The sequence below is a fragment of the Alicyclobacillus acidocaldarius subsp. acidocaldarius Tc-4-1 genome, assembly GCF_000219875.1.
Lineage (GTDB): Bacteria > Bacillota > Bacilli > Alicyclobacillales > Alicyclobacillaceae > Alicyclobacillus > Alicyclobacillus acidocaldarius_A.
Window position 1 is genome coordinate 1564177 of the sequence record NC_017167.1, and the last position, 18829, is coordinate 1583005.

The following is an 18829-nucleotide window of genomic DNA, read 5'->3' on the forward strand; positions in this document are numbered from 1 at the left end:
AACAGGCCTCCCTCCCCGGTTCACCGAAGGTAGTGTACCAGATCCCCTGCATCACCGCCATCTCGGTCAAGGCAGTCGAAACTCCGCCGTCAGCGGTTGAGCCCCGACCACTTCCATCTCGTGATTTTTGTCTCGCGTCATGAGCAACTCGATCCCCTCGCTCGGCGAAATGTCACCCATCAGCACCCGCTCGATGGCGTGAGTGATGGGCATTTCCACGCCGTATGTTTCCGCTAGTTGCTTGGCGGCAAACGTCGCGTTCACACCCTCCACCGCCATGCCGATGGCGTCAAGCACCTCCGGCAGAGGAAGGCCCTTCGCCAACAAGCGGCCTGCGCGATGGTTGCGGCTGTGCTCGCTCGTGCAGGTGACAATGAGATCGCCGATCCCGGCGAGGCCCGAAAACGTCAGCGGAGACGCGCCGAGTGCGACACCCAAGCGCGTGATCTCGGCGAGTCCTCGCGTCATCAGCGCCGCTCTCGTGTTATCTCCAAGCCCCAGGCCCTCGGCCATGCCCACGCCGAGCGCAATGATATTTTTGAGGGCGCCACCCAGCTCCACGCCGATCACATCCGCCTGCGTGTACACGCGAAATCGATCGGTCATAAACGCGTCCTGTGCGCATTCAGCTACGCGCTTGCTTGCGCTCGCGACGACGACCGTCGTCGGCATCTGCCGCACCACCTCTTCCGCGTGGGACGGGCCGGAAATCACAGCGAGACGGCGTTCAATTCCCGGCATTTCTCTTTCGAGCCAGGCACTCACCCGCAGATTGTCCGGGCGCACAAACCCCTTCACCGCATGCACAATAAGGGCGTGATCGTCCAGATCACGAAGAAGCGGCAGAACCTCCGCGACGGACGCAGATGGCACGGCTAACACCACGAGCCTGGCTCCTGAAAGCGCTTCTTTCGCGCCGAGAACGGCCTTTAGGCCTTCAGGCAGGACGGCGCCGGGAAGGTAGCGCTCGTTACGTCGGCGCAGGTTGATGTCTTCAACGACCTCCGATCGCCGCGCCCAGATCGACACGTCCCAGCCATTCCACGCCAACACCGAACCCAGGGCAGTCCCCCAACTGCCCGCCCCCAAGATGCACGCTTTCATCGCACACCCTCGCTCGTCCGCTCAAAAATTCTCCGCTCCGTGCCGTGCAACAACCGATCGATATTCGAGCGATGGCGGTACACAGCGAGTGCAGCGAGCACCACGCTAGCCGCAAAGATCCATCCCTCGAAGTGAAACACCGCAATCAGAATGGGAACCACGCACACGAACACGAGCGAGCCGAGCGATACGTACCGCGTGAGGGCGATCACGGCGAGGCAGACGAGCCCGGCGATCACAGCGGGAAGCGGCGCGAGCCACAACAACACGCCGATGGTCGTGGCAACGCCTTTCCCGCCGCGAAATCCAAAAAATACGGGCCAATTGTGCCCCACGACGACGGCCACGGCAGACAGAGCCAGCGCCGACATGGCGTGCGGCGCCAGCGCGTTCGCGATCCACAGTGAGATGGCGCCTTTGAGCCCATCGAACAGAAGCACCAACACGCCCCATTTGAGACCGACGGTGCGCATCGTGTTGGTGGCGCCTGCGTTTCCGCTTCCCTCAGAACGGATGTCGCGACCGCTGACCCACCGGACGACCAGCGTGCTCGTCGAGATGGAGCCTATCAAATACGCGACGATCATTGACAACAGCCCAGACCAAGCCATTCACCAACGCTCCCTCGCAGGCCTCAAGACGAGCCCGACTGCGCTTCGTCACGCGCCCGCAACACAATGCGAATCGGCGTGCCTCGAAAGCCGAACGCTTCTCGAAGTTGATTCTCGAGATAACGCTCGTACGAGAAGTGACTCAACTCCGTGTCATTGACAAAAATCACAAACGTGGGCGGCTTCACGCTGACCTGCGTGCCGTAATAGATCCGAAGCCTCCGCCCGCCCTTCGAGGGCAGTGAAACGGATACCTGAGCGTCCGCGAGCACTCGGTTCAATGTTGAGGTTGGCACGCGCATCGCGTGATATTCGGCAAGTTCCTTAGCCACGTCCAGCAGTTTACCCACTCGCTGCCCCGTGAGCGCGGAGACAAAGATCACAGGCGCAAACCGAAGAAACGGGAATTCCTCCCGAATCTTCTCCTCGAATCGATGCGCGGTCTTGTCGTCCTTCTCAATGGCGTCCCATTTGTTCACCACAAACGCGATGGCACATCCGGCATCCAATGCGTAGCCCGCGACTCGCTTGTCCTGCTCCACAATCCCGGTCTCTGCGTCGAGCACCACGAAGGCGACATCCGCCCTGTCCAAAGCCCGAAGCGCCCTCAGCACGCTGTATTTTTCGATGCGCTCGTACACTTTTCCTTTTCGCCGCATGCCCGCGGTGTCCACCAGCACATACGCCTGACCATCGCGCTCGAGCGGCGTGTCCACCGCGTCGCGAGTCGTTCCCGCCACCGGGCTGACCATCACGCGCTCCTCGCCCAGCAACCGGTTCACCAAGCTCGACTTGCCCACGTTGGGCCTCCCGATGAACGCGATGCGAATGGCATCTTCGTCCTCATCCTCGCCGCTCGCCTTCGGAAGCGCAGCGACGACGGCATCCAACAAATCACCTGTGCCGCGGCCATGCTCGGCCGAAAACGGAATCGGCTCTCCAAAGCCGAGCCGATAAAATTCGTAGCTTAGCGCGTGCTGTTGGACGTGATCGAGCTTGTTGACGCCGAGCACCACAGGTTTGCGTGCTCGGCGCAACACCTGGGCTACGTGCTCGTCCGCCTGTGTGACGCCCTGACGCCCGTCGACGACAAATAAGATGACGTCCGCTTCGTCAATGGCGATCTGCGCCTGCACGCGGATGAGGTTTCCCATCTCGTCTTCTTCATCCATCTCGATGCCGCCGGTGTCGATCACGCGAAACGGCACGCCGTTCCACTCGCTTTTTCCATAGATCCGATCTCTTGTCACGCCGGGCGTGTCCTCGACAATGGAAACTCGCCGGCCGACGAGCCGATTGAACAGGGTCGATTTCCCGACATTCGCACGCCCTACAATGGCCACTACAGGCAAGGCCATGATCTCGTCACCTCCGATCCTCTCTATCCCATGCGCGCAAGGTCAGCAGCCCATTATCCCGGAATTCGCGGCGAACGTCAACGGCCCGCTTCTTCCCTCGATCCGCGCCACGCCTGAGCGGATGTCAGCAGTCGACACAGCTCAAACGTCGCGGCAAACACAAACACGGTGGCCATTTCCAACGCGTCTCGCCCAAGCACCCATCCGGCTAACACGAGTCCCACGCTTGCCAGCGCCCGAGTGGACGGGGCCGGAGAGACGATAGAAGCCGCAGCGCCCACCATCGCCGCTGCCCACACCTCTGGCGGGATACCGCCCCAATCTGCAAACGGGGCCATCCTCGGCCAGGCCACCATCGCAGCGATGGCGGCGAACGCTGCGCCAGTCGCGCGACGCCATCTCATGCCGGATAGGCTCACCATTTCATATATCGACACCGCCAGCCAGATGGTCGGCGAAACCCATTCTGGAATGAACCACCTCAACAGCCAAGCCGCCAAACATCCTGCGATGGCGGCCCTCACCACCCAGCGAGGCGCGATGGAAGAAGGCGGCCAAAGCGAGAGCCAAATCGCCGCCGGGACCAGCCACATCATCGCATCCTGCACGCCACAACGCCCCTACGCTTCACACGGAGATTCTACGCGGCCACAGGCCTCAGCGCGAGAAAACCCCGCCTTCCAGGCGGGGTCTTGCACGAAGCAATGGTCACTTAAACAAATCGCCGAACAGATCGCCGAGCGTTGGGCCAGAGGCGCCTTCGTTGCGAGGCTCAGTCGGCCTGCGATCTCGCCGCCCCCCTCGCCCTTGGCCGCCTCGCGGCTGAGACGAATCCCGCATGGACAGCGAAATGCGTTTGCGCTCCGGATCCACGCTCAGCACGCGGACTGTCACCTCTTGGCCAGGCTGAAGGACATCGGAGGGCTTATCGACGCGCTCGTTCGAGATCTGAGAAACGTGAACCAGCCCTTCCAAGCCGGGGCGGAGCTCGACAAACGCACCGAAATCCAACACTCGGCGCACCACTCCTTGGACGACGTCTCCCGGTTGAAACTCGTGAGCGTACGTTTCCCAGGGCTCCGGCAGCGCCGCCTTAATGGACAGCGAAATGCGACCGGCCTCGGGATCTACGCGCAGCACGCGAACCTTGACTCGATCGCCCTCGCGCACCACTTCGGATGGATGGTTGACGTGGGAAAACGACAGTTCGGAGATGTGGACCAGCCCGTCGGCGCCGCCCACATCGACAAACGCGCCGAAGTCGGTCAGCCGCTGCACCGTTCCCTCAATGACGTCTCCCGGCTTCAACTCTTCGAACAGCTTCCTTGCCCGCGCCTCGCTTTCTTCCTCCAACACGGCGCGCCGCGAGAGGATCAGCTTGTTCTTCTGCGGATCGACCTCAATCACTTTGGCGCGGAGCTTCTGCCCCTTAAACTGCTCGAGGTTTTCGACGAAGTGGCGATCCACCAAAGACGCCGGAATAAACGCGCGGACGCCGACGTCTGCCACGAGGCCGCCCTTGACGACGTCCCGAATCTCCACCTCAATCGGCTCTCCACTTTCCAGCAATCGCTGCATTCGCTCCCACGCAGACGCCTGTTCAGCGCGCCGCTTTGAAAGCGTCACATGGCCGGATTCCATGTCGACCTTCAGCACTTGCGCCGTCACCGTGCTGCCCACGCTCACGACATCACTCGGATGCGTTCCCGGCACCGCCGACAACTCCTGCGGCGATATATGCCCCTCATAACCGTGAGGCAGCGCGACGGTCACACCGTGATCATCCACGGCCGTCACTTCGCCGGTCACCACGTCCCCCTCGCGAACCGCCGCATCGGTCAACATTTCACGCAAATCCTCTGACATGTCAATGGCCTCCCGTTTCATTGGTCACTTTATGATGGCAACGCGCGACAGGAGTCGGCGTTTCTTCGCATGCGCCATCGCGACGCCAAGCCCACGTTGACCTTCCACAAAGGGTACCTATAGCATACCAAATTGGACAAGCCGCAAACGCTGTTTTGGAATTGCGGCACCAACTTTTCATACGCTTACTGTAACACAGTTGCGCCACAAGGAAAACGCTGAGGAAAACGCTCGCCCTTCAGCTCGATTGTTCCTGACCGCCGGTCAGCCGAAGCAACTGGTCTCGGAGATTTCGCATGATCTGCTCGTCCGGCTCTTCCCGCACATCGATGGGATGTCCAAACTTCACCTCGATGCGCCCGAACAAGCGATACCGTCCTCGGATACCCACAGGCTGAATCACCGCGCCCGCTTTTCTAGCGATAGAGGCGATTCCGGGTTGTAGCGGTCCGAGTTTGCCCGTTCGCGACCGGTGCCCTTCAGGAAACATCACAAGGCAAGTTCCGCTTTGCAGTACATCAATCGCCGTGCGGATGGCGCGCCGATCCACGCGGCCACGCTCGATGGGAAAACCTCCAAGCGAGAGGAAGATGCGCCGAAGCACAGGGATGCGAAACAGTTCGGCCTTGCCCATGAACCGTATGTATCGCGGGACCAGAATCCCTAGAAGGGGAGGATCGAAATTCGAAAGATGATTCGACGCAATGATGACGCCTCCCTCACGCGGGAGCCTCTCCAAACCCTCCACACGAATGCGAAAGCACGTACGAAAAACGCGGTAACGACCGCCCGGGCGAAGCGGTAAAAGGGCGTACGGGGCAAATCGCTGGCTTCACCGGACATGCGCATTCTCCACCAACTGCACGATCTCCTCGACTACGGATTCAATGCTCTTGTCCGTGGAATCGATCCGCACCGCGTCCTCGGCCATGCGAAGCGGAGCGACGGCCCGTTCGGAATCCTTGCGATCCCGCTCGATTACGTTTTGACCATCTCGTCAAGCGACACTTCATAGCCCATGCGCCGGTACTCTTCCTGGCGCCTGCGCGCTCGTTCCTCCGGCGCGGCTGTGAGAAACACCTTCACCGTGGCGTGAGGCAGAACCACCGTTCCGATGTCCCGCCCGTCCATCACAACGGAATGGCGCTCGGCGAACGCGCGCTGCCATTCGGTCAACAATTGGCGCACCCGAGGGTGCGCGGCAACCGTGGAGACCAACGCACTGACCTCCGGGGCGCGGAGTCTGGACGTGACGTTCACCCCGTCGATGAGTACCTGCAGCGTGCGGTCTTCCCCCTCTTCAAACGAGACGCGGTGAGCGTCGAGAACGGCTTCGACAGCGCGCTCAGAGTGGACATCAATCCCCTCTTGTGCGCAGAGATACGCGACGGCACGATACATGGCGCCTGTGTCGACATACATCAGATTCAGCCGCTCCGCGACCCGCTTCGCAACCGTGCTCTTCCCGGCGCCTGCAGGTCCGTCGATGGCGATGGTCACAGGTGCCACGTCGAAACCTCCTTCCGGTTCGATCACTCATTTTCTCGATGGTAACACAACCGGAAAAGGCTCGGCAATGCGGTTAACGTTCAGAAAAAGGCCACGGGCTCGAGTGAAGCGGTCGCCGTGCCACCGCCGAGTGTGATGGTCTCTCCCGTCACCGGATAGAGCATGTCATTCGAGCCGTCTCGAACATACAGCGTGACCGGCGGGCCCTGGGGCGTCGCGTCGCGAAACGAGATCACATCACCTGCGTGAACGAGAATCTGCATCTCGTTCGTCGTAAACGGCCCAAGCGAGACGCCGTTTCGGAAGACAATCACATTCGCCGCCCGTTCCGCACTGTCCGCCGTCAGGATGATGCTTCCGGTCGCCCCCTGAAGCCCCGGCGGTGTCCCCGTTTGCATGGCCATGACCGGCCGAGATCGCGCCATGGCTTCTACCCGCTCCCTCACCCGCGGCATCTGCATGGCCAACTGAGCCAGCACGAGCGTGGTCAGGGTCCCGAGCGCGACAGGAACCAAGATATCGTCCAGCATGCGGCGCATCCGTTGAATCGCCATGGACATCCCTCCACAGCTAAACGTATGCGCCGCGGGACGCGCTATGAATCTATCTTCTCCTCAGCGCGCGCTGTCGGATAAAGGTGTAGCGGACCACCTGATCGCGCACGCGCTCTGGGATATCCACGAACTGCATCGATAGGGTGCGGCCCGTCCCTTCCGCTTCTATACGCACCACCTGACAAAGGGCCTGCAGCCGGTATCCCGTATACGGCAGGGTCACATCGACATGGACCCGATCCCGGTAGACGATATCGACGGCATCCTTCGCGCGAACTGCCAGTCCCCCACCGCTAATGTCAATAGCCTGAACGAGATAACTCTCTCCGGTGCGCAAACAGGTGAGTTTAACCTGCGCGTCCAAAGAAACGCGAAAATATTCCCGGCGCTGAATGCGCACTAAGTCCGAGCCCCTGAGCGGGTGGACCAAGCGTACGGCCGGCGTCGGAATGTACGACAGCCCCAAGACGCGAGAGCGATATTGGTAGACATCGTTCTCCGAAGCGGCGTATTCGATCATCCACGTCGCATCGACATGGACCTCCATCTCTCGCCCAGTTCCCTGGTGGACGGGAACGTCCGCATACAGAAATTCGTCATCGAGATCTGCAACGCGCGACTTATAACTGTTCTCAGAGTTGTCTCCCACGACGCGGACGCGCAACGGGGCCCCTATCGGTGGCACTATGGGCATACCGTTCCCCATCCCTTCCAATCTCCTGCCTTATTATACACGCAGAAAGGGAGGTTGCGGGGAAACATCGGCAGAAAGGCTCGATTGCGCCAAAAGCCTCGAATTATGTCAAGCGTTCGATGCTCAACTCGTGCCCCGTTGAGACGTCGAGAACCACGCGGTAGGGCTCGTCGCTGCCGCCGAGGGTGCCGTCAAACGCGACGGCTTGAACCCATCGCCCGTTCGGATCCTCTGCCAAAACGCGGCGCTCGTCCTGAACGTGAAACTGTGGACCGAGGCGCGCGCGAAGAGCGTTCTCAGACAGCGGATGGGGAGCAGGCGGAAGAGTCTTTGGAGGCCACTTGCCGCGATCGTAAAATCCAATCACCTCGCCGTCGTCCAGCGCTACAACGACCCTGCAACTCGCATCCAGTGCCGGGACACCTTGGACGACGGGTTGATAGGTAAACCTGGCAATGCCGTCCACTTGACTGGCGTAAGTCCGCACCATGTTCGACAATCCAATCCTCTTCAACCAACGAGACGCGACGCCCGCTGCATCTGCCAGATCCACTCGAGGCTCACCATTCGGGCGCGTCAAGCGGTAACTGGCGAGCGTTCCCGTCTTTGCAAACTCGATGCGCACAGGCCGTCCCCTGACGGAGCCGGTCACCAGGATATACGAACCGTTGCGCGGATCGCGAATATCACTGACCTTCGCCTGGTCCACTCGCTCGCCCGCCACCTGCTCGGCCCTCCGAATCCAAGGCGCCGCATCCTTGCTCGCTGAGGCCGGGGCGGGCTTCGGCGCAGCGCTCGGTTGCACCACACTCGCCTGGACTCGGGCAAGCGCATTGCGCACGGATGGCGCAAGTTCGGTGCCTGTTCTGCCGTCAAGGACAGGCCCTGCATGCCACGCAATGGGCTCGAGCTGCGTCTCCAAGCGCCCTACCGTTTGATACGCATGCCGCAAAGTATTCTGTACGGTCACGTTGTGCGGATCGGCATCTGTTGTCATCCAATGTGCGGCGTCGTAGTCGATCTGATGCAGCTCCTGATTCACCCGGTGATCGGGCCCGCCGTCGGGAATTCGCGCCATGTCCAACTGCGCCGCGTATGCGTATTTCTCCACGTCTGCCAGATGACGACGGAAGGATTCAGGGTCTGCCACAATCGAAGCCGAGGCGAGCGCTGCACGCAGCGCATCGAGGTCTGCGACCGCCGCTCGCAAAGCACCCGAATACCCAGCATCCACCATGGATGACATCGCCTGCGCCCGGCTTCGCTCGTGATCGCCCCATGCAAAGGCCGCGCCGCCTACCGCGATCACGGCCGCCGCCGCCCCGGCCCACCACGTCCATTTGCGCATGAGATTCACCCCCTCATCAGGCTGTGAAAATGTGGTGACCTATCATGACAAGCTCCGGTTGCGCCCACATCCAGGCGTTCGACGTCTTGGCAGGATTGAAGTAGTAGAGAGCGCCATGTGTGGGATCCCATCCGTTGACCGCATCAATCACCGCCTGCATCGCCTCTCGATTGGGCTGAAGGTTGATCTGGCCGTCGTTCACGCAGTCAAATGCGCCTGGCTGATACACGATGGCCGGAATGGACTTGGGAAACTTCGGGTCATGTAAACGGTTCAAGATCACCGCTGCAACAGCCACTTGGCCCTCAAACGGTTCCCCGCGAGCCTCGCCGTAGACCACATGGGCCATGAGATTGAGGTCGCTCGCACTCAGGTTGTCCATCCCATGGGTGAAACCGTCCCCAGAAATCAGCGTGCCGTCACTGGAACTGGTCGCGCGCTGTGCGGCGCCAGAGGACGTCGAACCCGAAGAAGCACTGGGAAAGTCCATCTTGTAGCTCCAATTGGGCGTCGCCTTCACCAGCATGATCTTGGTTCGCATGTCGACCTCGCCGGTCACCGGAAGTCCAAAATTGTACTGAAAGGTGCGGACAGCCCAATAGGTCTTCCAACCGAAGATGCCATCAATGCGCCCCCAGTAGTAGCCCAGCAGATGGAGACGCCCCTGCAGTTCGTCGACGTCGTATCCCGTGCTGCCGTAAATGAGATTGCGCGCCGTGAACGCTTGAATTGAGGGCGTCGCAAGGGACGGCTCGGCGGCCATCCACGCGGAGAGGATGAGTGCCCATGCCGAGAATGCGCGTTTCGCCCTGCTCATTCGTCATCCTCCTTTCACAGAAGCTCGCACCGGCGACACCCCGTAGTCTGCAGACACGCAAAAAAATATGCCCGGGTTCGCCCCGGGCACATCGCATTCCGTCCAACGTCCTCAGCCAATGACCTCGATATCAAAGTCCTTGTCGTTATCGCACAGGCATCGTTTGAATCCCGTCTCAATATTGCCTTTTGAGTCGCGCGTGCCTCGCAGAATGAACGTCTCGCCACACTTCCTGCAGCGGATCATCACCTTAATCCGATGGGCAGCAGGTGTCGATTCCTGAGCCGACAACGACGACTCTGCGCGCATAGGGCTCCCTCCTCCACTTCATCCCGCTTTTATATCCATCCGCGCCAGCGGCTCGCCTCCGCCAACCGCTGAACGCCGACGATATAGGCGGCAAGCCGCATATTCACTCCATACCGAACTGCGACTTGATACACGCGGTCGAACGACTGCCGGACGCGATCGTCCAACTTCGCTTGGACTTCAGGCTCACTCCAGTAATATCCCTGGTTGTTCTGAACCCATTCAAAGTACGAGACGATCACGTCCCCGGCAAACGAAAGCACATCTGGAATCACCAGAATCTCGCGCTCCGTCAGGATCTCAAGGGCATCTTGCGGCGTCGACACGTTAGCCGCCTCAACCACCAGCGATGCCTTGATTTTCGCAGCTAATTCCGCTGTGATCGCCGCGCCTGAGGCGGCCAGCACCAGGATGTCGCACGGATGTTCTAGGAGCTCGCGGTTGGTCAGCACATCGCGGTACAACCGCGTCACCGTTCCAAACGAATCCCTTCGCTCCAGCAACTCGTCCACGTCCAGACCCGCCTCGCGGTACAGGGCGCCATACGCGTCACCCACGCCGACAATGCGAGCTCCCCGGTCACTCAAGTACTTCGCCAGGTAGCTCCCGATACCTCCAAAACCCTGAACGATGACGCGTTGTCCTTCGAGGGTCTGTTGCCTCTGCCTCACCGCTTCCTCCAGCGTCAGTGCGACGCCGCGCGCCGCAGCGCCATCTCGGCCGCGCGTCCCCCCCAAAATCACGGGCTTCCCTGTGATGAAGCCAGGACTGTCTGACTCGCGAATGTGGGAGTACTCGTCCAACATCCACGCCATGTTCTGCGAATTGCTGAACGCATCAGGCGTGGGGACATCCTTCGCCGGCCCCACAATCTGACTCACCGCGCGCACATAACTCCTGCTCACGCGTTCGATCTCCGAGAAGGACATGTCGCGCGGATCGCACACAATGCCGCCCTTTGCGCCCCCGAAGGGAAGTTCTGCGATGCCACACCGAATCGACATCCAGATGGCGAGCGCTTCCATCTCCTCAAGTGTAATGTCTGGATGCAGCCGTATGCCGCCCTTCGTGGGCCCGATAGCGTCATTGTGCTGAACGCGGTAGCCGGTAAACACCCGTACGGTTCCGTCGTCCATGCGCACAGGGAATCTTACTGTCAACACGCGCATGGGCAGTTTCAGGAGATCAAAGGCCTCCGGCCCATATCCTAGGACGTCGAGTGCCTGCCGGACGATGTCCTGCGTATCCTGAAGCATGGACGCACCCTGGTGACGCTTGTCCGCAGACGCCACAGAATCTGCCACAGTGTGTACCACCTTTTCCCGGTTGTCGACAACATGGAATCGAATGAAGACAGCCCTAGTATACACGCCCACCCGCGTTCCGAAAAGCAGCCGAGATCGCAGTTGGGCACAAAAAACAGAGTAACTAGAATGATCTAGTTACTCTCGGATAGGCGGAACCCTCACGTCGGAAAGTTCCGGAGAAGCTGTTCCACGGCGTGATCCGCAAAAATCACCTTGCCGTACTCTCCGAGCACCCATGGCGTCACCCGACTCATCTCACCATACTCCACCAGAATGGAAAATACCTCTTCCCACTGATCAGGTCTGAGGTCGCCATGGATCACCAACTGATAAGCGCCTTCGTGATGATAGAGCGATGTATGGATGGGATACTGGCGCAACGTCTTGCACGCGTCCAAGAGGTTATCCAAATCGCGGAACGCCATCACCATGTGGGTCGGCGTTGACCGCGGCGAAAATCCGTGATCTCGCTCGAAGTATGTTTCCTCTTCGTCTCCATAATCCCCGTCGTCATGGCCAGCCCCAGGCATGGACGGGATACGCGTGACAATGACCACCACGCCCTCTGTCGGCATCGTGAACGCCTCCACGGAAATCGGACCCGCGATATCAAATCCGACTTCCATATAAGCGGTCTCCATCATATCCCAAAAAAGATCCTGCACCTTTTTCCCATTGTGCCAAATTTCATCGCGATCGATCCCGCGTTCCTCGAGATCGTCATAGCTGATGAAAATCCGCACCTTGTCTCGGGCAATTCGCTCGACTCGCATCGGCGTTCCCTCCTTATCGCCAAAGGCCGAGTGAAAGGGCGTGTGATAAATTATATTATACCTCATTTGTTCCCCATGTCATGGCGTGCGCCATCATTCCGAATGTGTCCCCGCGCAGTTGCTGGAACACCCCACGTCTCCCACTCAAACAGCCATCACGTGGAGGCTCGCTCCACGATGTTGTGCTGCAGAATCACGGTGTAGTTGTCCACCGGCTCATCCTGTAAGAGCTTGGTGAGCAATCGCATGGAGACTGCGCCGAAATCATACATCGGCTGCGCAATCACAGTCATCTCAGGGCGCACCATCACAGCGAGACGCGTGTTATCAAACGCGATCACCTTCACGTCCTCAGGCACCGATTTCCCCATGTCTTGCACAGCATGAATCGCGGCCAGCCCCAACTCGTCCGAAGCCGCAACGACACCATCCAAATCGTGCTCCTCGAAGTACGCGCGGATCACGGGAAGAGACGTCTCGTAGCGGCCACGCCCCGTCCGAATGACGTGAAGCTCCTGTCCGCGCATCCGATTCTGGGCACCCTGCAACCGCCGATCCGCCACGACCGAGTACCCTTCGTCCATGGTGATAAAGCCGATTCGGCGACAACCCTTTTGGAGCAAGAAGTTCACCGCATCCCGCCCCGAACGATAGTTGTCGATATTCACCGACGGAATCCGGCGCTCTGGATCCTCTGTCGCGCACAGCACGACAGGAATCTGCGCCTCCTCAAACGCGTCGATCTCACGTGAAGTAAGAACATTCGTCATGTACAAGATTCCATCCACCTGTTTTTCCCACATTGTCCCAATCAAACCAACCTCGCGATCGACCTGAGCGTCTGAGTTGACCAACAGAATGTTGTAATCATACATGTTCGCGATGTCCTCGATCCCGCGAACCATCTCTGCGACAAAAGCCGCCGAAACGTCCGGCACGATCACGCCAATCGTGCGCGTCCGCTTGCTCGCAAGACCCCTCGCTACCGCGTTCGGCCGGTAGCCCAGTTTTGCAATTGCCTCCAATACCCGCTTTTTTGTATCCTCTTTGACCACGGCCGTCCCGTTGATCACGCGAGACACGGTAGCCATGGACACTTTTGCTTCTCTTGCAACGTCGTATATTGTAACAGGCATGGACAACCCCACCTTTCGTACGTCATCGGCAATCCATGGTATTCGGAGTCGTGTCCTTATTATAATCAAGTTTGGCCGGTCTCTGTCCAGTTCTTAGCTCACCAAGTCCACATATGAAAAAAGCCCGCCGAAGGCGGAGCTGCCAAGTGGCTTCCGTATGCTCAACTCGACATCAGTCTGTCGTAGAATCACAGCAACTGGACATAAACAAAGGGCTCGGACCACTCCGAACCCACACATATCTTCAATGCGGGTGGAGGGACTCGAACCCCCACGGTCGCCCGCCAGAACCTAAATCTGGTGCGTCTGCCAATTCCGCCACACCCGCATACATCTGTCACTCGCCTGGCAACGACCTACCTTCCCAGGAGGCTTCCCTCCCAGTATTCTCGGCGCTGGAGGTCTTCACGTCCGTGTTCGGGATGGGTACGGGTGTTGCCCCTCCGCTATGGTCACCAGACCTGCTTCGCTCCATGCTCGCTCGGAGGGCTTCGGCCTTCGGCCTGCAGATCTCCTCGCTCGCATGTCGCTTCGCATCTGTCTTCTTGGCCCTTGCCTCCGTGCATAGGGAGCCTTTCAGGTGAAGCCCTCGACCGATTCGTATCTGTCCGCTCCACGCATCACTGCGCTTCCACGCCAGACCGATCCACCTCGTCGTCTTCGAGGGGTCTTACTTCCTTCACGGAATGGGATACGTCATCTTGAGGCGGGCTTCGCGCTTAGATGCTTTCAGCGCTTATCCCTTCCCGACTTGGCTACCCAGCGGTGCCCCTGGCGGGACAACTGGTACACCAGCGGTCGGTTCATCCCGGTCCTCTCGTACTAGGGACAACCCCTCTCACGTATCCTGCGCCCGCGGCAGATAGGGACCGAACTGTCTCACGACGTTCTGAACCCAGCTCGCGTACCGCTTTAATGGGCGAACAGCCCAACCCTTGGGACCGACTTCAGCCCCAGGATGCGATGAGCCGACATCGAGGTGCCAAAACCTCCCCGTCGATGTGAACTCTTGGGGGGAGATCAGCCTGTTATCCCCGGGGTAGCTTTTATCCGTTGAGCGATGGCCCTTCCACTCGGAACCACCGGGTCACTAAGCCCGACTTTCGTCCCTGCTCGACCTGTCCGTCTCGCAGTCAAGCTCCCTTTTGCCTTTGCACGCTCCGCGCGATTTCCATCCGCGCTGAGGGAACCTTTGGGCGCCTCCGTTACCCTTTAGGAGGCGACCGCCCCAGTCAAACTGTCCGCCTGACACTGTCCCGCCTCGCGTCCTCACAAGGCCGGTTAGAACAACCGTGTCCCAAGGGTGGTATCCCAACGCCGACTCCACTCAGGCTGGCGCCCAAGCTTCTCCGTCTCCCACCTATCCTGTACATGGAACACCGTTGTCCCATATCAGGCTACAGTCAAGCTCCACGGGGTCTTTCCGTCTAACCGCGGGTAACCTGCATCTTCACAGGTACTACAATTTCACCGGGTCTCTCGTTGAGACAGCGCCCAAGTCGTTACGCCTTTCGTGCGGGTCGGAACTTACCCGACAAGGAATTTCGCTACCTTAGGACCGTTATAGTTACGGCCGCCGTTTACTGGGGCTTCGATTCGGACCTTCGGGGGTACACCCCCCTAAGCCCTCCTCTTAACCTTCCAGCACCGGGCAGGCGTCAGCCCCTATACGTCGCCTTTCGGCTTCGCAGAGACCTGTGTTTTTGCTAAACAGTCGCTTGGGCCTTTTCACTGCGGCTCTTCCTCCAGGAAGAGCGCCCCTTCTCCCGAAGTTACGGGGCCATTTTGCCGAGTTCCTTAACGAGAGTTCTCCCGCGCGCCTTCGTGTTCTCCACGCGCCCACCTGTGTCGGTTTCCGGTACGGGCACCTTCGGCTCGCTAGAGGCTTTTCTCGGCAGTGTGAACGTCGGGACTTCGGTACTGTCCTTCCCTCCCCATCACAGCTCACGCTTTCCAGGGTGCGCATTTCACTACACCCCACGCTCGCTGCTTGGACGGCCTCTTCCATCCGGCCGCTTCCCTCGTCCTCCTGCGTCACCCCTTCGCTCAAGCGCCTACGGTGGTACAGGAATGTCAACCTGTTCTCCTTCGGCTACGCCTTTCGGCCTCGCCTTAGGTCCCGACTGACCCTGGGCGGACGAGCCTTCCCCAGGAAACCTTGGGCTTTCGGCGGAGGGGATTCTCACCCCTCTTTTCGCTACTCATACCGGCATTCTCACTTCCATGCGCTCCACCTTGCCTTCCGGCTCAGCTTCCCCGCACATGGAACGCTCCCCTACCATGTCGCCATCCCGAGCTTCGGTGTCCGGTTTAGCCCCGTTCCATTTTCCGCGCAGCGCCACTCGACCAGTGAGCTATTACGCACTCTTTCAATGATGGCTGCTTCTAAGCCAACATCCTGGTTGTCTTCGCAGCGCCACATCGTTCCCCACTCAACCGGAACTTCGGGACCTTAGCTGCGGGTCTGGGCTGTTTCCCTCTCGACTACGGACCTTATCGCTCGCAGTCTCACTGCCAGGTTCCTCGACATTGTGGCATTCGCAGTTTGACGAAGCTTGGTAGCCCTCGCGGGCCCCGCACCCCATCAGCGCTCTACCTCCACAACTCATCCCCTGACGCTAGCCCTCAAGCTATTTCGGGGAGAACCAGCTATCACCGGGTTCGATTGGCATTTCACCCCTACCCCCAGTTCATCCCCTGGCTTTTCAACGCCAGTGGGTTCGGGCCTCCATGCGGTGTTACCCGCACTTCACCCTGACCAGGGGTAGATCACCCGGTTTCGGGTCGATGCGGACGAACTCACGCCCTCTTCAGACTCGCTTTCGCTTCGGCTTAGGCTCCTCCGCCTTTACCTCGCTCGCCCGCATCACTCGCCGGTTCATTCTACAAAAGGCACGCCGTCACACCTTTCGGTGCTCCGACTGCTTGTAGGCACACGGTTTCAGGTTCTCTTTCACTCCGCTCCCGCGGTCCTTTTCACCTTTCCCTCACGGTACTCGTTCACTATCGGTCGCCAAGGAGTATTTAGCCTTAGGAGGTGGTCCTCCCAGATTCCTACGGGATTCCTCGTGTCCCGCAGTACTCGGGGTCTGTTTCCACCCTCGTGCGCGCGTTTCGGATACCGGGCTCTCACCGTCTCTGGCCGGCCTTCCCAGACCGTTCTCCTACGCACCCACTCGGGCTGGCTACCCTGCAGCTCGCCGCAAACAGCCCCTCTACCCCGCATGCGCAACGGCTGCAGCCTTTCCCACGCATGCGGTTTAGGCTCCTCCGCTTTCGCTCGCCACTACTCACGGAATCGCGTTTGCTTTCTCTTCCTCGGGGTACTGAGATGTTTCACTTCCCCCGGTTCCCCGCTTAACGCCTTTCGGCCTTAAGCTGCTGGCGCTTCCCGCCAGCGGGTTCCCCCATTCGGACATCCACGGATCTCAGCCCGCTTACGGCTCCCCGTGGCATTTCGGCGTTCGCCCCGTCCTTCTTCGGCTCTTGGCGCCTAGGCATCCACCGTGTGCCCTTCCTAGCTTCACCTTGCCTTTCTCCCTATGCACTTGCCAAGGTCCTCCGAGAGAGCTCTCGCTCCCTCAAAACTAAACACACCCAACCTCCCAAACCCGCAAGCCCCGTCCTTCTCCCTAGAAAGGAGGTGATCCAGCCGCACCTTCCGGTACGGCTACCTTGTTACGACTTCACCCCAATCATCGACCCCACCTTCGGCGGCTGGCTCCCCTTTCGGGGTTACCTCACCGACTTCGGGTGTTGCCGACTCTCGTGGTGTGACGGGCGGTGTGTACAAGGCCCGGGAACGTATTCACCGCGGCATGCTGATCCGCGATTACTAGCAATTCCGGCTTCATGCAGGCGAGTTGCAGCCTGCAATCCGAACTACGAGCGGCTTTTTGGGTTTCGCTCCGCCTCGCGGCTTCGCCTCCCTTTGTACCGCCCATTGTAGCACGTGTGTAGCCCAGGACATCAGGGGCATGATGATTTGACGTCATCCCCGCCTTCCTCCGACTTGCGCCGGCAGTCACCTGTGAGTCCCCGCCTCAACGCGCTGGTAACACAGGTCAAGGGTTGCGCTCGTTGCGGGACTGAACCCAACATCTCACGACACGAGCTGACGACAACCATGCACCACCTGTCTCCTCTGCCCCGAAGGGAAGGTGCATCTCTGCACCCGTCAGAGGGATGTCAAGCCCTGGTAAGGTTCTTCGCGTTGCTTCGAATTAAACCACATGCTCCACTGCTTGTGCGGGCCCCCGTCAATTCCTTTGAGTTTCAGTCTTGCGACCGTACTCCCCAGGCGGAGTGCTTATTGGGTTTCCTTCGGCACTGGGGTGTGTCCCCCCAACACCTAGCACTCATCGTTTACGGCGTGGACTACCAGGGTATCTAATCCTGTTTGCTCCCCACGCTTTCGTGCCTCAGCGTCAGTCACTGTCCAGCAAGGCGCCTTCGCCACTGGTATTCCTCCACATCTCTACGCATTTCACCGCTACACGTGGAATTCCCCTTGCCTCTCCAGCACTCAAGTCAAGCAGTTTCCAGAGCCATCCCATGGTTGAGCCATGGACTTTCACTCCAGACTTGCTCGACCGCCTACGCACCCTTTACGCCCAGTGATTCCGGACAACGCTCGCCCCCTACGTTTTACCGCGGCTGCTGGCACGTAGTTAGCCGGGGCTTCCTCACTCGGTACCGTCTCGCATGGGGCTTTCCACTCCCCATGCCGCTCTCCCCCGAGCAACAGAGCTTTACAACCCGAAGGCCTTCTTCGCTCACGCGGCGTTGCTCCGTCAGGCTTGCGCCCATTGCGGAAGATTCCCTACTGCTGCCTCCCGTAGGAGTCTGGGCCGTGTCTCAGTCCCAGTGTGGCCGGTCACCCTCTCAGGTCGGCTACGCATCGTCGCCTTGGTGGGCCGTTACCCCCGCCAACTAGCTAAATGCGCCGCGGGCTCCTCTCTCAGCGGCCCATCCGGGCCTTTCCCCGCAAGAAGATGCCTCCTCGCGGGCGTATCCGGCATTAGCGCCCGTTTCCGGGCGTTATTCCGGTCTGAAAGGCAGATTACCCACGTGTTCCTCACCCGTCCGCCGCTGACCTCAAAAGAGGTCCGCTCGACTTGCATGTATTAGGCACGCCGCCAGCGTTCGTCCTGAGCCAGGATCAAACTCTCAATCCAAGTGCTTTATCCTGACCGTTCGGTCACAAGGACTTACGGGCTTGGTGGTCTCGTGTGTTTAGTTTTCAAGGAGCGATTCCCGCGCCACCGCGCGGATTTCCTGCCGCCTCGCGGGCGGCGAGAATGATACTATCACCGCCTCCCCCTCTGTGTCAAGGGGGTGCGCGAAAAAACATCAGGATCACAGCGCCAGCCGGAACGCTTGCAAACTGGCGCGCGTCAGCAAAAAGAACACGCGCCGCCCTGCATGTCGGCGCGTTGGTCGA

Annotated in this window: 14 protein-coding genes, 1 tRNA gene, 3 rRNA genes and 1 pseudogene; all 19 read right to left on the bottom strand. The window is 59.8% G+C overall.

Features of this window, described 5'->3' with window-relative positions:
* Positions 1-66: 66 nt before the first annotated feature.
* Complete coding sequence (locus TC41_RS07370; RefSeq protein WP_041695171.1) at positions 67-1104, bottom strand: NAD(P)H-dependent glycerol-3-phosphate dehydrogenase; 1038 nt, start codon at positions 1102-1104, stop codon at positions 67-69.
* Positions 1101-1715, bottom strand: a complete 615-nt coding sequence (gene plsY, locus TC41_RS07375; RefSeq protein ID WP_041695172.1) for a glycerol-3-phosphate 1-O-acyltransferase PlsY — start codon at positions 1713-1715, stop codon at positions 1101-1103. Before plsY ends, TC41_RS07370 begins: the two co-directional genes overlap by 4 nt.
* Before the next feature lie 23 nt (positions 1716-1738).
* Complete coding sequence (gene der / locus TC41_RS07380) at positions 1739-3073, bottom strand: ribosome biogenesis GTPase Der (RefSeq protein WP_014464396.1); 1335 nt, start codon at positions 3071-3073, stop codon at positions 1739-1741.
* A gap of 77 nt (positions 3074-3150) precedes the next feature.
* Positions 3151-3681 carry a hypothetical protein gene (locus tag TC41_RS07385; protein WP_014464397.1) on the bottom strand — a complete coding sequence of 177 codons (531 nt, stop codon included), beginning with the start codon at positions 3679-3681 and terminating at the stop codon, positions 3151-3153.
* A 100-nt stretch (positions 3682-3781) separates the two neighbouring features.
* Positions 3782-4939 (bottom strand): 30S ribosomal protein S1, encoded by a 1158-nt coding sequence (rpsA, locus tag TC41_RS07390; protein WP_041695173.1) that lies wholly within the window; start codon positions 4937-4939, stop codon positions 3782-3784.
* 238 nt (positions 4940-5177) lie between these two features.
* Positions 5178-5687 (bottom strand): lysophospholipid acyltransferase family protein, encoded by a 510-nt coding sequence (locus tag TC41_RS07395; protein WP_237699851.1) that lies wholly within the window; start codon positions 5685-5687, stop codon positions 5178-5180.
* Positions 5688-5771: 84 nt separating this feature from the next.
* Positions 5772-6475, bottom strand: a pseudogene (gene cmk, locus TC41_RS07400) ((d)CMP kinase).
* A 53-nt stretch (positions 6476-6528) separates the two neighbouring features.
* The gene (locus TC41_RS07405) at positions 6529-7002 is read right to left on the bottom strand and encodes a hypothetical protein (RefSeq protein WP_041695174.1); all 474 of its coding nucleotides are present in this window, start codon (positions 7000-7002) and stop codon (positions 6529-6531) included.
* Positions 7003-7051: 49 nt separating this feature from the next.
* Entirely contained in the window at positions 7052-7696 is a 645-nt protein-coding gene (locus TC41_RS07410; protein WP_237699852.1) for a flagellar brake protein, read from the bottom strand.
* Positions 7697-7799: 103 nt separating this feature from the next.
* Positions 7800-9044 (bottom strand): PepSY1/2 domain-containing protein, encoded by a 1245-nt coding sequence (locus TC41_RS07415; RefSeq protein WP_041695176.1) that lies wholly within the window; start codon positions 9042-9044, stop codon positions 7800-7802.
* A 16-nt stretch (positions 9045-9060) separates the two neighbouring features.
* A complete protein-coding gene (sleB, locus tag TC41_RS07420; RefSeq protein ID WP_014464405.1) occupies positions 9061-9861 on the bottom strand; it encodes a spore cortex-lytic enzyme in 801 nt (266 codons plus the stop codon).
* Positions 9862-9972: 111 nt separating this feature from the next.
* The gene (locus TC41_RS07425; RefSeq protein ID WP_008341062.1) at positions 9973-10170 is read right to left on the bottom strand and encodes a hypothetical protein; all 198 of its coding nucleotides are present in this window, start codon (positions 10168-10170) and stop codon (positions 9973-9975) included.
* A 29-nt stretch (positions 10171-10199) separates the two neighbouring features.
* Complete coding sequence (locus tag TC41_RS07430; protein ID WP_374952846.1) at positions 10200-11474, bottom strand: Glu/Leu/Phe/Val family dehydrogenase; 1275 nt, start codon at positions 11472-11474, stop codon at positions 10200-10202.
* A 161-nt stretch (positions 11475-11635) separates the two neighbouring features.
* A complete protein-coding gene (locus TC41_RS07435; protein WP_014464407.1) occupies positions 11636-12250 on the bottom strand; it encodes an adaptor protein MecA in 615 nt (204 codons plus the stop codon).
* A 155-nt stretch (positions 12251-12405) separates the two neighbouring features.
* Positions 12406-13386, bottom strand: a complete 981-nt coding sequence (locus tag TC41_RS07440; protein ID WP_041695177.1) for a substrate-binding domain-containing protein — start codon at positions 13384-13386, stop codon at positions 12406-12408.
* 248 nt (positions 13387-13634) lie between these two features.
* Positions 13635-13714: transfer RNA gene (locus TC41_RS07445), tRNA-Leu, on the bottom strand.
* Between the two features lie 15 nt (positions 13715-13729).
* A 5S ribosomal RNA gene (gene rrf, locus TC41_RS07450) occupies positions 13730-13846 on the bottom strand.
* Between the two features lie 117 nt (positions 13847-13963).
* Positions 13964-16914 (bottom strand): 23S ribosomal RNA (locus tag TC41_RS07455).
* A gap of 108 nt (positions 16915-17022) precedes the next feature.
* Positions 17023-18563: ribosomal RNA gene (locus tag TC41_RS07460) — 16S ribosomal RNA — on the bottom strand.
* The 16S, 23S and 5S rRNA genes sit together here with 1 tRNA gene alongside, the layout of an rRNA operon.
* Positions 18564-18829: the final 266 nt, after the last annotated feature.

Bases quoted from the DNA above. Each gene is read 5' to 3' on its own strand.
- TC41_RS07415 (WP_041695176.1), bottom strand. From the start codon at position 9,044: ATGCGCAAATGGACGTGGTGGGCCGGGGCGGCGGCGGCCGTGATCGCG.
- TC41_RS07370 (WP_041695171.1), bottom strand. From the start codon at position 1,104: ATGAAAGCGTGCATCTTGGGGGCGGGCAGTTGGGGGACTGCCCTGGGT.
- TC41_RS07435 (WP_014464407.1), bottom strand. From the start codon at position 12,250: ATGCGAGTCGAGCGAATTGCCCGAGACAAGGTGCGGATTTTCATCAGC.
- TC41_RS07440 (WP_041695177.1), bottom strand. From the start codon at position 13,386: ATGCCTGTTACAATATACGACGTTGCAAGAGAAGCAAAAGTGTCCATG.
- TC41_RS07405 (WP_041695174.1), bottom strand. From the start codon at position 7,002: ATGGCGATTCAACGGATGCGCCGCATGCTGGACGATATCTTGGTTCCT.
- TC41_RS07425 (WP_008341062.1), bottom strand. From the start codon at position 10,170: ATGCGCGCAGAGTCGTCGTTGTCGGCTCAGGAATCGACACCTGCTGCC.
- rpsA (WP_041695173.1), bottom strand. From the start codon at position 4,939: ATGTCAGAGGATTTGCGTGAAATGTTGACCGATGCGGCGGTTCGCGAG.
- TC41_RS07410 (WP_237699852.1), bottom strand. From the start codon at position 7,696: ATGCCCATAGTGCCACCGATAGGGGCCCCGTTGCGCGTCCGCGTCGTG.
- plsY (WP_041695172.1), bottom strand. From the start codon at position 1,715: ATGGCTTGGTCTGGGCTGTTGTCAATGATCGTCGCGTATTTGATAGGC.
- sleB (WP_014464405.1), bottom strand. From the start codon at position 9,861: ATGAGCAGGGCGAAACGCGCATTCTCGGCATGGGCACTCATCCTCTCC.
- der (WP_014464396.1), bottom strand. From the start codon at position 3,073: ATGGCCTTGCCTGTAGTGGCCATTGTAGGGCGTGCGAATGTCGGGAAA.